Below are 13,022 nucleotides of genomic sequence, written 5' to 3'. Positions count from 1 at the left end.
GGCTCGGCATGCAAAGAGGGCCGGGCGGGTGAACCCCGCGCGGCCCTCTCGCTCGCTTCGGTGACTACTTGACGGCCTTCAGCGCGTCGACCACGCCGTAGCCGTAGTAGCCGGTCTGGCCCCACTTGCTGTTGCAGGTGGTGGCGTCGACCAGCGCGCCCGCGGCGTCGTACACCTTCTCGGGGCAGGCCGCCTTGGTGGCCTGGGCCTTCAGCATCGCCTGGAGCTGCGAGGGCGTGGCGGACGGGTGCGCGCTCTTGAGCAGGGCCGCGACACCGGCGACGTGCGGGCCGGCCATCGAGGTGCCCTGCTTGTAGCCGTAGCCGCCGCCCGGGAGGGTGGACAGCACGCGGCCGTTGGCGTCCGGGGTGCCCGGGATCTGGTACTTGTCGCCGCCGGGGGCCGCGACGTCGACGACGCCCAGGCCGTAGCTGGAGTAGTACGACTTGAAGCCCTGGTCGCCGGTCGCGCTGACCGTGACCACACCCGGCAGCTGGGTGGGCAGGTCCAGGCAGACGTGCGGGTCTATCGTGCGGGGGACCGGGGTGCCGTCGTCCGGGCTCGTGTCGTCGACGATCGCGTTCGACGCCAGGTCGTGGTTCGAGTTCCCGGCCGAGGCCACGCTGAGCACGCCCTTGCGCTCGGCGAACTTCGTGGCCCGGGTGAGGGCCTCCACCAGTGCCTTCTGGTCGTCGTCCGACTTGCAGTTGTACAGCCAGGGGTCGACGTAGTAGCTGTTGTTGGTGACCTCGATCCCCTTCTCGGCGGCGAACATGAAGCCGCAGACGACCGCCTCGGTGTAGAAGAGGCTGGTCGCGGGCTCGCTCACCTTGATCGCGGCGACCTTCACGCCCGGCGCCACGCCGCTGATGCCGATCCCGTTGCGCGCGGCCGCGATGGTGCCCGCCACGTGGGTGCCGTGGTCGCTGCCGTCCGGGTACGGACGCCAGGCGCCCTCGGTGGTGTCGGCGACGCCGCCGACGCAGTTGGCGGACTGGCCCTTGGAAAAGTTCGCGGCGAGATCCGGGTGGGTGTCGTCCACACCCGTGTCGATGACGCCCACCGTGACGTTCGGGCTGCCATCGTTGATCTTGTGAGCCTGGTCGGCCTTGATCGCCCGCAGGTCCCACTGGTTGGACTCCAGGGGTTCCTGCCCCGGCTCGGCCTGCGCCGCCGCCTTGGCGGCGTCCGCAGCGCTCAGCTGCTGCGTGGTGCCCTCCTCGGTGGTCTGCACCACCGAGAGGGGGGCCGTACGGGTGGCGCCGACCGACACGAACAGACTGCGCTGGGCGCGCAGCTGCTTGGCGAAGTCCGGGTTCTGGGAGTGTGCGACGACGACCCCGATCTGCTCATAGGCCGTCACCACCGTTCCGCCGGCCCGCTCGATCGACTTCTTCGCCTGCTTCACCGTGCCGTACGCGGTCAGGTTCGCGACGTACGACAGCTTGGGGCCGGAGGTGTCGGACGTGGCGGCGGCCGCCGTGCCTGCCGTGTTGCCCAGCGGCGCGGCGGAAGCCGCGACCGAGGGCAGGAAGGCGAGCGAGGCCGTGAGGGCCAGTCCGACCGGAACGGCGAGAGCGCGTCCGCGACCGGTTCCCAGATGAGCCATGGGTTCTCCACATCATCGTGACAAAGCCGTGCGGGGCGCGGTCGCGTCCCGACGGGTGCATGTCACGCGAACCTAGTGCCGCCGTTCGGTTCTGCGCCATCTGTTCGAGAAATCAGCGTTCAAAAAGATAAGCAGCCAAAGAATCAGCGGGTGTTGAACCGTCCCGACGCGCCGGCCGTGCCGTTGACAGGGGGGATCAGCGCCACCGTCCCCCCACACGGAGGTTGTCTTGTCCGTAGTCCCCACCGCACCCGCGTCACAAGGAGAGTCCCCCGTGACCGAAGCAGCGTCGCCGCCGCGCACCGCGGGAACGCCGCCGGCGAGCCCGACGGCCGAAGAGTTCGCACGCGTGCAGCAGAGCACCGAGTTCGCCGAACTGCGCAGCTCCTACCGCTCCTTCGCCTTCCCGCTCACCGTGGCCTTCATCGCCTGGTACCTGCTCTACGTCCTGCTGTCCATCTACGCGGGCGACTTCATGGGGACCAAGCTCTTCGGCAACGTCAACGTCGCCCTGGCCCTCGGCCTCGGCCAGTTCGCGACGACCTTCCTCATCGCCTGGTGGTACTCCCGCCACGCCAACGCCAAGCTCGACCCCAAGGCGGCTGCCATCAAGGCGCGGATGGAGGCCGGAGAATGAGCAGTACCCTCCACGAGTCCGCCCGGCTGACCACGGTCGCCGCCGGCGCCACCGAGCACCGGCCGCTGATCATCACCCTCTTCGGGCTGTTCGTCGTCGCCACCCTGATCATCACCGTCTGGGCCGGCCGCCAGACGAAGGGCGCAGCCGACTTCTACGCGGGCGGCCGCCAGTTCACCGGCTTCCAGAACGGCCTCGCCATCTCCGGCGACTACATGTCCGCCGCGTCCTTCCTCGGCATCGCCGGAGCCATCGCCCTCTTCGGCTACGACGGCTTCCTGTACTCCATCGGCTTCCTCGTCGCCTGGCTGGTCGCGCTGCTGCTCGTCGCCGAGCCCCTGCGCAACTCCGGCCGCTACACGATGGGCGACGTACTCGCGTACCGCATGCGCCAGCGGCCCGTCCGCACCGCCGCGGGCACCTCCACCATCGTGGTGTCGATCTTCTACCTGCTCGCCCAGATGGCCGGCGCCGGCGTGCTCGTCTCGCTGCTCCTGGGCATCACCAGCGACGGCGGAAAGGTGGCCATCGTCGCGCTGGTCGGCCTCCTGATGATCGTCTACGTGACCATCGGCGGCATGAAGGGCACCACCTGGGTGCAGATGGTCAAGGCCGTCCTGCTCATCGCGGGCACCCTGCTGATCACCTTCCTGGTGCTGCTGAAGTTCAACTTCAACATCTCCGACCTGCTGGGCAAGGCTGCCGAGAACAGCGGCAAGGGCGCCAAATTCCTGGAGCCGGGCCTGAAGTACGGCAAGGACTCGACCACGAAGCTGGACTTCATCTCACTCGGCCTCGCCCTGGTCCTGGGCACCGCCGGCCTGCCGCACATCCTGATCCGCTTCTACACCGTCCCCACCTCGAAGGCCGCACGCAAGTCCGTGAACTGGGCCATCGGCATCATCGGCGGCTTCTACCTGATGACCATCGCCCTCGGTTTCGGCGCCGCCGCGCTGCTCGACCGGGACGAGATCATCAAGTCCAACAAGGCCGGCAACACGGCGGCCCCGCTGCTCGCCCAGGCCGTCGGCGGCGGCGCCGGCTCCACCGGCGGCGCGATCCTGCTCGCCGTGATCTCGGCGGTCGCCTTCGCCACCATCCTCGCGGTCGTCGCGGGCCTCACCCTCGCCTCCTCTTCCTCCTTCGCCCACGACATCTACGTGAACGTGATCCGCAAGGGCGAAGCCACCGAGAAGGAGGAGGTACGGGCCGCCCGCTGGTCCACCGTGGTCATCGGCGCCGTCGCCATCGGCCTCGGGGCCCTCGCCCGCGACCTCAACGTCGCCGGCCTGGTCGCCCTCGCCTTCGCGGTCGCCGCCTCCGCCAACCTGCCGACGATCCTTTACAGCCTCTTCTGGAAGCGCTTCACCACCCAGGGCGCGCTGTGGTCCATCTACGGAGGCCTGGTCTCCTCGGTCGTCCTGGTGCTCTTCTCCCCGGTCGTGTCCGGGAAGCCCACCTCGATGTTCAAGGACGCCGACTTCTACTGGTTCCCGCTGGAGAACCCCGGGATCATCTCCATCCCGCTCGGCTTCCTGCTGGGCTGGCTGGGGACCGTACTGTCCAAGGAGAAGGCCGACCCCCAGAAGTTCGCGGAGCTGGAGGTACGCTCCCTCACCGGCACCGGCGCCCACTGACATACTGCGCCTCAGCGAGATGCTCCGAACACCCAGCGTGGCCGCGTCGTACTTCCCTACGACGCGGCCGCGCTGCGTCTCGTTCATTCGGGCAGCTCTACATGTCACAGGCGTCGCGTAGGCTCGAACGAGGCGCAGCACTCTTCCCGAAGCGGCGCGAACCTTCACACAACCGGACAAGGGGAGGAGGCCCACAGTGCTTCTCGACACCTACGGCCGCGTGGCCACTGACCTGCGCGTCTCACTCACCGACCGGTGCAACCTGCGCTGTACCTACTGCATGCCCGAGGAGGGTCTGCAGTGGCTCGGCAAGTCCGATCTGCTCAGCGACGAAGAGATCGTCCGGCTGATCCGCATCGCGGTCACGCAGCTCGGGATCACCGAGGTCCGCTTCACCGGCGGCGAGCCGCTGCTGCGGCCCGGCCTGGTCGGGATCGTCGAGCAGTGCGCGGCCCTGGAGCCCCGCCCCCGGATGTCGCTGACCACCAACGGCATCGGCCTCAAGCGCACGGCCGGGGCACTGAAGGCCGCGGGCCTGGACCGGGTAAACGTTTCCCTGGACACCCTGCGGCCCGACGTCTTCAAGACCCTCACCCGGCGCGACCGTCACCACGACGTCATCGACGGCATGGCGGCGGCTCGCGAGGCCGGCCTCACCCCGGTGAAGGTCAATGCCGTCCTGATGCCCGGGCTCAATGACGACGAGGCCCCCGACCTGCTCGCCTGGGCCGTGGAGAACGAGTACGAGCTCCGCTTCATCGAGCAGATGCCGCTCGACGCCCAGCACGGCTGGAAGCGCGACGGCATGATCACCGCCGGGGACATCCTGGAGTCCCTGCGCACCCGCTTCACGCTCACCGAGGAAGGCGCCGACGAGCGCGGCTCCGCCCCGGCCGAGCGCTGGGTCGTCGACGGCGGCCCGGCCACCGTCGGCGTCATCGCCTCCGTCACCCGCCCCTTCTGCGGGGCCTGCGACCGTACGCGGCTCACCGCCGACGGCCAGGTCCGTACGTGCCTGTTCGCCACCGAGGAGTCGGACCTGCGCGCCGCCCTGCGCTCGGGCGCGCCGGACGAGGAGATCGCCCGGCTGTGGAAGCTGGCGATGTGGGGCAAGAAGGCGGGGTCCGGTCTGGACGACCCGTCCTTCCTCCAGCCCGACCGCCCGATGTCGGCGATCGGCGGCTGAGCCGCTGAGCCGCTGAGCCGCACAGACGCTCAGCCGCGCTCCGAGCCCTCCGGCTGCACCCACTCGTCGAGCTTCACGACGTCCTTGAGGAAATCGCGGACCCCCAGGAACCGGGAGAGGGGTTCGCGGTGCTCCTCGCACGCCAGCCAGGTCTTGAGGCGCTCCGGCGCGTGCAGCTTAGGGTTGTTCCACGCCAGGACCCAGACGGCCGCGTCGCGGCAGCCCTTGGCGGAGCAGGTGGGGACGGCGTCGGTCCCGGAGGAGCCGGAGAAGTCAGGGAAGCCGGGGGAGTCAGGGGAGTTCACGCCTCAACCCTACAAACCCCTGAAACGGGAAGGCGACGCCGAGCAGCCACGGGGGGAGCTGCCCGGCGTCGGTCCGTCGCTCCGACGGGGGATGCGGAGCGCGTAGGCAGTATGTCACGCAGGACCCGGTGCGGTGCACCGGAACGTCATGATTGATCTGAGCTTTCCTTGAGGTTTCCCGTCTCCAAGGCCGGGTGCACCGGAGCCGGGACGAAGTGAGAGGGCAGCGAGGGCGCCGACTCGCGCCCCGCGTTGGCGATGACCACCGCCACGTACGGCAGCAGGGCGCCCGCGACCAGCGTCACGATCGCCACGGGTCGCTGCACGTTCCACAAGACCACGGTCGCGATGACCGACAGGGTCCTGACGCCCATCGAGATCACGTATCGGCGCTGACGGCCCCGCACGTCCTCGGCGAGCCCCATCCGCGCTCCGGTGATCCGGAAGACCTCGGCCCCGTTCCGTTTCGTCCGCTGCACAATCCACCACCCGATCGACCGCCGGACACTCCCCGGCCCGGACCCTTCCACCGTACGCCCGGCGTCCAGAGCCGGGGAGAGCGGGTGTCCCCCGAACGGAGCCGTCCGAAATGCGCCGTACGCCGGACGGGCCGAGACTGGGCGCACATGCGCACAACGCGCCAGGAGGAGGCTCGACATGCATTGGTTGTGGGCGATCATCGTCGGTTTTGTGCTGGGTCTCATAGCCCGGGCCATCCTGCCGGGAAAGCAGCACCAGCCCCTCTGGCTCACCGTGATCTTCGGCATCATCGGCGGCGTGCTCGGCAACGCCGTCGCCACCTGGATCGGTGTCAACGACACCAAGGGCATCGACTGGATCCGGCACTTGCTGCAGCTTGCCGGAGCCGTCCTCATCGTCGGACTCGGCGACATGATCTACATGTCGGTCCGGGGCAACAAGCGTCAGATGACCTGAGGCCGCCTGCGGACCCGGGACATGCCGGAGGGGCCGGTCGGACCATGCGTCCGAACCGGCCCCTCCGCCGTGCCGCGCTCTTACAGGCGTCCAGGCGTACGAGCGGTCAGCCCGTGACCTCGACCGCGGCCAGGTTCCTCTTGCCGCGGCGCAGCACCAGCCAGCGTCCGTGCAGCAGGTCCTCCTTGGCGGGGACCGCGTCCTCGGCGGTGACCTTCACGTTGTTCACGTAGGCACCGCCCTCCTTCACGGTCCGGCGCCCGGCCGACTTGCTGGCCACCAACCCGGTCTCCGCCAACAGGTCGACCACCAGGCCGAGCTCGGCGACCTTCGCGTGCGGCAGCTCCGACAGGGCCGCCGCCAAGGTGGCCTCGTCCAGCTCCGTCAGCTCGCCCTGACCGAACAGCGCCTTCGACGCGGCGATCACGGCGGCGGTCTGGCCGGCGCCGTGCACCAGCGTCGTCAGCTCCTCGGCCAGCGCCCGCTGGGCGGCGCGCGCCTGCGGCCGCTCGGCGGTCTGGGCCTCCAGCTCCTCAAGCTCCTCGCGGGACTTGAAGGACAGGATCCGCATGTAGGTGGAGATGTCCCGGTCGTCCACGTTCAGCCAGAACTGGTAAAACGCGTACGGGGTGGTCATCTCCGGGTCGAGCCAGACGGCGCCGCTCTCGGACTTGCCGAACTTGGTGCCGTCCGCCTTGACCATCAGCGGGGTGGCCAGCGCGTGCACCTGCGCCCCCGGCTCCAGACGGTGGATCAGGTCGAGACCGGCCGTCAGGTTGCCCCACTGGTCGGACCCGCCCTGCTGCAGCACGCAGCCGTGGCGCCGGTACAGCTCCAGGAAGTCCATGCCCTGGAGCAGCTGGTAGCTGAACTCCGTGTAGCTGATGCCCTGGTCGGACTCCAGACGCCGGGCGACCGAGTCCTTCGTCAGCATCTTGTTGACGCGGAAGTGCTTGCCGATGTCCCGGAGGAACTCGATGGCGGACATGCCCGCCGTCCAGTCCAGGTTGTTCACCATGACCGCCGCGTTCTCGCCCTCGAAGGACAGGAACGGCTCGATCTGGGTGCGCAGCCGCGTCACCCAGTTCGCGATGGTCTCCGGGTCGTTCAGCGTCCGCTCGGCGGTCGGCCGCGGGTCGCCGATCTGGCCGGTGGCCCCGCCGACCAGCGCCAGCGGCCGGTTGCCGGCCAGCTGGAGCCGGCGCACGGTGAGCACCTGGACCAGGTGCCCCACGTGCAGCGAGGCCGCGGTCGGGTCGAAGCCGCAATAGAACGTGACCGGACCGTCCGCGAAGGCCTTGCGCAGCGCTTCTTCATCGGTGGACTGGGCGAAGAGCCCGCGCCACTTCAGTTCGTCGACGATGTCCGTCACGGTCTTTCGACTCCTTCGAATGATGGGATTGCCGTCTCAGTCTATGGGGGTCAGACCCCCTTGCTGACCGAGCTCATGTTGAAGTCCGGGATGCGCAGGGCCGGCATCGCGGCCCGGGTGAACCAGTCGCTCCACTCGCGCGGCAGGGTCTTCTCGGTCCGCCCGGCCTCCGTGGCCCGCGACAGCAGGTCCACCGGCGACTCGTTGAAGCGGAAGTTGTTGACCTCGCCGACGACCTGGCCGTTCTCCACCAGGTAGACGCCGTCCCGGGTCAGGCCCGTGAGCAGCAGCGTGGCCGGGTCCACCTCGCGGATGTACCAGAGGCAGGTCAGCAGCAGCCCCCTCTCGGTGGCGGCCACCATCTCCTCCAGCGACTTGTCGCCGCCCCCGTCCAGGATCAGGTTCCCGAAGGCGGGGGAGACCGGCAGCCCGGTCAGGCCCGCACTGTGCCGGGTCGTGGTCAGCCGGGCCAGCTCGCCGCCGCTGATCCACTCGGTCGCCGGGACCGGCAGGCCGTTGTCGAAGACCGAGGCGTCGTCGCCCGAGCTGTGCGCGATGACGAACGGCGCGGACTCCAGCCCGGGAGCGTTCGGGTCGCTGCGCAGGGTCAGCGGCAGCTCGGAGAGCTTCTCGCCGAGCCGGGTGCCGCCGCCGGGCTTGGAGAAGACCGTCCGGCCCTCCACGGCGTCGCGGGCCGCCGCCGACCACATCTGGTAGATCAGCAGGTCCGCCACGGCCGTCGGCGGCAGCAGGGTCTCGTACCGTCCGGCGGGCAGCTCGATCTTCCGCTCCGCCCAGCCCAGGCGTACGGCGAGCTCCGCGTCCAGCACGGTCGGGTCCACGTCCTTGAAGTCCCGGGTGGCGCGGCCCGCCCAGGCGGAGCGCTGCCGGTCGGGGGACTTCGCGTTCAGTTCGAGGGTGCCCTTGGGCTGGTCGTGGCGCAGCCGCAGCCCGGTGGAGGTGCCGACGTACGTGGACACCAGCACGTGGTTGGCGAAGCCGTACAGCTCCCGGCCGCCCGCCCGGGCCCGGGCGAAGGCCTCGCCGAGCGCCGGGGCGAAGTCGGCGAACACCGCCGGGGAGGTCTCCGCCGGGGCGTCGGTGAAGTCCGGCGAGGCCGGGGTCCCGGTCACCAGCGGCTGGGCGTCCTCCGCGGGGCCCGCCCCCCGGGCGGCCGCCTCGGCGGCCCGTACCAGCGGCTCCAGGTCCGCGGCGGTGACGGCGGAGCGCGAGACGACCCCCGAGGCCGTGCCCTCCTTGCCGTCGACCGTCGCGATGACCGTCAGGGTCCGGCCGCGGGTGACGCCGTTGGTGGTGAGCGCGTTGCCCGCCCAGCGCAGGTTGGCGGTGGACTCCTCGTCGGCGATGACGACGCAGCCGTCAGCGGTGGAGAGCTCCAGGGCCCGCTCGACGATCTCGTGGGGCTTGATCGTGCGACTCGTCGACATCAGCGTCCCGCCTCCTGCGTGGTGTTCAGGATGTTCACGTCGCGGAACAGCGCGGACGGGCAGCCGTGCGAGACGGCCGCGACCTGACCCGGCTGGGCCTTTCCGCAGTTGAAGGCGCCGCCCAGGACGTAGGTCTGGGGGCCGCCGACCTTCTCCATCGAGCCCCAGAATTCGGTGGTCGTCGCCTGGTACGCGACGTCGCGCAGCTGACCGGCCAGCCTGCCGTTCTCGATCCGGAAGAACCGCTGACCGGTGAACTGGAAATTGTAGCGCTGCATGTCGATCGACCAGGAGCGGTCGCCGACCACGTAGATCCCGCGCTCCACCCCGCCGATCAGGTCCTCCGTGGACAGCCCGCCCGGATCCGGCTGCAGCGAGACGTTCGCCATCCGCTGCACCGGCACGTGCCCGGGGGAGTCGGCGAAGGCGCAGCCGTTGGAGCGCCCGAGGCCGGTCAGCTTCGCGATCCGCCGGTCCAGCTGGTAGCCGACCAGCGTGCCGTCCTTGACCAGGTCCCAGCTCTGCCCCTCGACGCCCTCGTCGTCGAAGCCGACGGTCGCCAGCCCGTGCTCGGCGGTCCGGTCACCCGTCACGTTCATGATCGAGGAGCCGTACCGGAGCTTGTTCAGCTGGTCGAAGGTGGCGAAGGAGGTCCCCGCGTACGCCGCCTCGTAGCCCAGCGCCCGGTCCAGCTCGGTGGCGTGCCCGATCGACTCGTGGATGGTGAGCCACAGGTTGGACGGGTCCACGACCAGGTCGTAGCGGCCGGCCTCGACGCTCGGCGCCCGCATCTTCTCGGCGAGCAGGCCGGGGATCTGCTCCAGCTCGGCGTTCCAGTCCCAGCCGGTGCCGGTCAGGTACTCCCAGCCGCGCCCGGCCGGCGGGGCGATGGTGCGCATCGAGTCGAACTCGCCCGTGGCGGCGTTCACGGCGACCGCGGTGAGCTGCGGGTGGATCCGGACCCGCTGCTGGGTGGTGGAGGTGCCCGCGGTGTCGGCGTAGAACTTGTTCTCGTGGACGGCGAGCAGCGAGGCGTCCACGTGGGCCACGCCCTCGGCCGCCAGCAGCCGGGAGCTGAAGTCGGCGAGCAGCGCCGCCTTCTCCGCGTCCGGTACCTCGAACGGGTTCACGTCGTACGCCGAGATCCACGTCCGGTCCGCGTGCACCGGCTCGTCCGCGAGCTCGACCCGCTCGCCCGAACCCGCCGCCTTGATCACCTGGGCCGACAGCTTCGCCATGGCCACGGCCTGCGAGGCCACCTTGGCGGCGCCGTCCATGGTCAGGTCCACACCGGAGGCGAACCCCCAGCTGCCCCCGTGCACGACCCGGACCGCGTATCCCAGGTCGGTGGTGTCGGACCCTCCGGAGGGCTTGGCGTCGCGCAGCCGCCAGGAGGCGCTGCGGATCCGCTCCAGCCGGAAGTCGGCATGGTCGGCGCCCAGCGCGCGGGCCCGCGCGAGCGCCGCGTCGGCGAGCGCCCGCAAGGGCAGCGCGGTGAAGGCCGCGTCGATGGAATGGGGCACGGAAGTCCTCCCGGGGTCGGGGCCGGTCGCCTCGATCATGTCGCGCTCGCGGCTGTTGTGCCTACTTCTTTCTGTAGGGACTCGACAGAGCCCGTCCCAAGGCCCTGTGGGAGCCCGATTCTCCGTACGGGCGATGCGACCTATAGGTTTTTGGTATTCAGAGCCGCTAGTCGAAAGGGTGATCCGTTGAGCCGCTCGGTTCTCGTCACCGGAGGTAACCGGGGCATCGGCCTCGCCATCGCCCGAGCTTTCGCGGAGGCCGGGGACAAGGTCGCGATCACGTACCGGTCGGGCGAGCCGCCGGCGGAGCTCGCCGCGCTCGGCGTGCTGGCCGTGCGCTGCGACATCACCGACTCCGAGCAGGTGGAGCAGGCCTACAAGGAGATCGAGGACAAGCACGGCGCCGTCGAGGTGCTGGTGGCCAACGCCGGCATCACCAAGGACACCCTGCTCATGCGGATGTCCGAGGAGGACTTCGCGTCGGTCGTCGACACCAACCTCACCGGCACCTTCCGCGTGGTCAAGCGGGCCAACCGCGGCATGCTGCGCGCCAAGAAGGGCCGCGTCGTCCTGATCTCCTCGGTGGTCGGACTGCTTGGCTCGGCGGGCCAGGCCAACTACGCCGCCTCCAAGGCGGCCCTGGTCGGCTTCGCCCGCTCCCTCGCCCGGGAACTGGGCTCCCGCAACATCACCTTCAACGTCGTCGCCCCCGGTTTCGTGGACACCGACATGACGAAGGTGCTCACCGACGAGCAGCGCGCGGGCATCGTCGGCCAGGTGCCCCTGGGCCGCTACGCGCAGCCCGAGGAGATCGCGGCGGCCGTGAGCTTCCTGGCGTCCGACAACGCCGCGTACATCACTGGAGCCGTCATTCCCGTTGACGGCGGATTGGGCATGGGTCACTGATCACCATGAGCGGAATTCTCGACGGCAAGCGCATCCTCATCACCGGGGTGCTGATGGAGTCGTCCATCGCCTTCCACACCGCCCGGCTGGCCCAGGAGCAGGGCGCCGAGGTCATCCTCACCGCGTTCCCGCGGCCGACGCTGACCGAGCGAATCGCCCGCAAGCTGCCCAAGCCCGCCAAGGTGATCGAGCTCGACGTCACCAACGACGAGCACCTGGCCCGGCTGGAGGACCTCGTCCGCGCGGAGCTCGGCGGCCTCGACGGCGTCGTCCACTCCATCGGCTTCGCGCCGCAGGACGCCCTGGGCGGCAACTTCCTGAACACCCCCTTCGAGTCGGTCGCGACCGCGATGCACGTCTCGGCGTTCTCGCTGAAGTCGCTGACCATGGCCTGCAAGCCGCTCTTCCCGGCGGAGGGCGCGGCCGTCGTCGGCCTGACCTTCGACGCGCAGTACGCGTGGCCGCAGTATGACTGGATGGGTCCGGCCAAGGCGGCCCTGGAGGCCACCAGCCGCTACCTCGCCCGCGACCTGGGCAAGGAGAAGATCCGCTGCAACCTGGTCTCGGCCGGTCCGATCGGCTCGATGGCCGCGAAGTCCATCCCCGGCTTCTCCGAGCTGGCGGACGTCTGGAACCACCGCTCCCCGATGGAGTGGGACATGAGCGACCCGGAGCCGGCGGGCAGGGGCGTCGTGGCCCTGCTGTCGGACTGGTTCCCCAAGACCACCGGCGAGATCGTCCACGTGGACGGCGGCCTGCACGCGATGGGTGCCTGACCGCATCGATCGCGGGCCCGCCCCCGGGCGCGCTCCATCCATCCGTACGGCGGCGGCCGCGTCTTCCTTCTCGGAGGCGCGGCCGCCGCCGTTTTTGGTGGCGAGCCCCGCCGAGGGCCGCTCACTCGATCAGATTTTCGGCGTCTGACCGGATCTTCCCGAGTCGAAAACTGGGACATTCCCCTGCAAACTGACCTGGTCGGGATCTTCCCGGCTCCTGCGGGCGGAGGTACGGGAGTGCGCGCGAGGCGGAGCCGAGCGGTATCGCTGCTGGTCACCTCGGTGGTCCTGACCGGATTCGTGGTCCCGGGAGCCGTCGCGCAGCCCGACGCCGACGACCCCGCGCCCGGCCCGGAGATCGTGGCCCCGGCCGTCGTGGCCCCGGCCGTCGTGGACCTGGCCGAGATCCCCGCCGAACCGCCCGTACGCCCCGCGCCGGACGCCGCCCGGGAGCTCTTCGGGGCCGACTGCGAGACCGTGATCACGGGCTCGCAGGTGGTCGCGTACTGCCACAACAGCTTCCCCGAGACCGACCTGGTCCGCCTGCACGTGGAGTGCGACCGCTGGTGGGACGTGGACGGGGACGGCGCCGCCGTGGCCCTCGGCCCGGCCGGCCGCGTCGAGCTCACCAGCCGCTGCTGGAAGGAAGTCCGCACCGCCTGGGTGAGCCACCAGCGCCCCTGAGCT

13 protein-coding genes are annotated in these 13,022 nt (G+C 70.1%); 7 read left to right on the top strand and 6 right to left on the bottom strand.

Annotation, left to right across the window (positions count from 1 at the left end):
* Positions 1 to 64: 64 nt before the first annotated feature.
* Positions 65 to 1,609 (bottom strand): S8 family serine peptidase, encoded by a 1,545-nt coding sequence (locus tag ACFWBF_RS10085; RefSeq protein ID WP_385598047.1) that lies wholly within the window; start codon positions 1,607 to 1,609, stop codon positions 65 to 67.
* A gap of 274 nt (positions 1,610 to 1,883) precedes the next feature.
* On the opposite strand from ACFWBF_RS10085, the gene ACFWBF_RS10080 reads away from it, so the two are divergent.
* From ACFWBF_RS10080 to moaA, 3 genes are all read left to right on the top strand, one after another.
* Entirely contained in the window at positions 1,884 to 2,246 is a 363-nt protein-coding gene (locus ACFWBF_RS10080) for a DUF485 domain-containing protein (protein WP_385598044.1), read from the top strand.
* Positions 2,243 to 3,883, top strand: coding sequence for a cation acetate symporter (locus ACFWBF_RS10075; RefSeq protein ID WP_385598041.1), 1,641 nt, complete (start codon positions 2,243 to 2,245; stop codon positions 3,881 to 3,883). The genes ACFWBF_RS10080 and ACFWBF_RS10075 overlap by 4 nt, the downstream gene beginning before the upstream one ends.
* A 196-nt stretch (positions 3,884 to 4,079) precedes the next feature.
* Positions 4,080 to 5,069: a GTP 3',8-cyclase MoaA gene (gene moaA / locus ACFWBF_RS10070; RefSeq protein ID WP_385598038.1), complete on the top strand. Its 990-nt coding sequence runs from the start codon at positions 4,080 to 4,082 to the stop codon at positions 5,067 to 5,069.
* Positions 5,070 to 5,098: 29 nt separating this feature from the next.
* On the opposite strand, the gene ACFWBF_RS10065 is transcribed toward moaA, so the two are convergent.
* Together ACFWBF_RS10065 and ACFWBF_RS10060 are read right to left on the bottom strand one after the other, a co-directional pair.
* Positions 5,099 to 5,374 carry a hypothetical protein gene (locus ACFWBF_RS10065; RefSeq protein WP_385598035.1) on the bottom strand — a complete coding sequence of 92 codons (276 nt, stop codon included), beginning with the start codon at positions 5,372 to 5,374 and terminating at the stop codon, positions 5,099 to 5,101.
* A 146-nt stretch (positions 5,375 to 5,520) separates the two neighbouring features.
* The gene (locus tag ACFWBF_RS10060) at positions 5,521 to 5,853 is read right to left on the bottom strand and encodes a DUF3099 domain-containing protein (protein WP_385598032.1); all 333 of its coding nucleotides are present in this window, start codon (positions 5,851 to 5,853) and stop codon (positions 5,521 to 5,523) included.
* Positions 5,854 to 6,031: 178 nt separating this feature from the next.
* On the opposite strand from ACFWBF_RS10060, the gene ACFWBF_RS10055 reads away from it, so the two are divergent.
* Entirely contained in the window at positions 6,032 to 6,310 is a 279-nt protein-coding gene (locus ACFWBF_RS10055; RefSeq protein WP_385598029.1) for a GlsB/YeaQ/YmgE family stress response membrane protein, read from the top strand.
* 106 nt (positions 6,311 to 6,416) lie between these two features.
* Here the strand turns inward: ACFWBF_RS10055 and tyrS are convergent, their stop codons facing one another.
* The 3 genes from tyrS to ACFWBF_RS10040 are packed head-to-tail and all read right to left on the bottom strand — an operon-like array spanning position 6,417 to position 10,692.
* On the bottom strand, positions 6,417 to 7,682 hold the full coding sequence (gene tyrS, locus ACFWBF_RS10050) for a tyrosine--tRNA ligase (protein WP_385598027.1): 1,266 nt from the start codon (positions 7,680 to 7,682) through the stop codon (positions 6,417 to 6,419).
* Between the two features lie 50 nt (positions 7,683 to 7,732).
* Complete coding sequence (locus ACFWBF_RS10045; RefSeq protein WP_385598024.1) at positions 7,733 to 9,130, bottom strand: metallopeptidase TldD-related protein; 1,398 nt, start codon at positions 9,128 to 9,130, stop codon at positions 7,733 to 7,735.
* Complete coding sequence (locus tag ACFWBF_RS10040) at positions 9,130 to 10,692, bottom strand: TldD/PmbA family protein (protein ID WP_385598022.1); 1,563 nt, start codon at positions 10,690 to 10,692, stop codon at positions 9,130 to 9,132. Before ACFWBF_RS10040 ends, ACFWBF_RS10045 begins: the two co-directional genes overlap by 1 nt.
* A 147-nt stretch (positions 10,693 to 10,839) precedes the next feature.
* On the opposite strand from ACFWBF_RS10040, the gene fabG reads away from it, so the two are divergent.
* From fabG to ACFWBF_RS10025, 3 genes are all read left to right on the top strand, one after another.
* The gene (gene fabG, locus ACFWBF_RS10035) at positions 10,840 to 11,559 is read left to right on the top strand and encodes a 3-oxoacyl-[acyl-carrier-protein] reductase (RefSeq protein ID WP_385598018.1); all 720 of its coding nucleotides are present in this window, start codon (positions 10,840 to 10,842) and stop codon (positions 11,557 to 11,559) included.
* Between the two features lie 5 nt (positions 11,560 to 11,564).
* Positions 11,565 to 12,335 carry an enoyl-ACP reductase FabI gene (fabI, locus tag ACFWBF_RS10030; RefSeq protein ID WP_385598015.1) on the top strand — a complete coding sequence of 257 codons (771 nt, stop codon included), beginning with the start codon at positions 11,565 to 11,567 and terminating at the stop codon, positions 12,333 to 12,335.
* 237 nt (positions 12,336 to 12,572) lie between these two features.
* Positions 12,573 to 13,019: a hypothetical protein gene (locus ACFWBF_RS10025; protein ID WP_385598012.1), complete on the top strand. Its 447-nt coding sequence runs from the start codon at positions 12,573 to 12,575 to the stop codon at positions 13,017 to 13,019.
* Positions 13,020 to 13,022: the final 3 nt, after the last annotated feature.

The organism is Streptomyces sp. NPDC060028 (genome assembly GCF_042736725.1).
Lineage (GTDB): Bacteria > Actinomycetota > Actinomycetes > Streptomycetales > Streptomycetaceae > Streptomyces.
This window is presented reverse-complemented; position numbering and strand designations above follow the sequence as displayed.

Coding starts and splice junctions, on each gene's coding strand:
- ACFWBF_RS10085 (WP_385598047.1), bottom strand. CDS start 1,609: ATGGCTCATCTGGGAACCGGTCGCGGACGCGCTCTCGCCGTTCCGGTC.
- ACFWBF_RS10075 (WP_385598041.1), top strand. CDS start 2,243: ATGAGCAGTACCCTCCACGAGTCCGCCCGGCTGACCACGGTCGCCGCC.
- ACFWBF_RS10055 (WP_385598029.1), top strand. CDS start 6,032: ATGCATTGGTTGTGGGCGATCATCGTCGGTTTTGTGCTGGGTCTCATA.
- ACFWBF_RS10045 (WP_385598024.1), bottom strand. CDS start 9,130: ATGTCGACGAGTCGCACGATCAAGCCCCACGAGATCGTCGAGCGGGCC.
- ACFWBF_RS10040 (WP_385598022.1), bottom strand. CDS start 10,692: ATGATCGAGGCGACCGGCCCCGACCCCGGGAGGACTTCCGTGCCCCAT.
- fabI (WP_385598015.1), top strand. CDS start 11,565: ATGAGCGGAATTCTCGACGGCAAGCGCATCCTCATCACCGGGGTGCTG.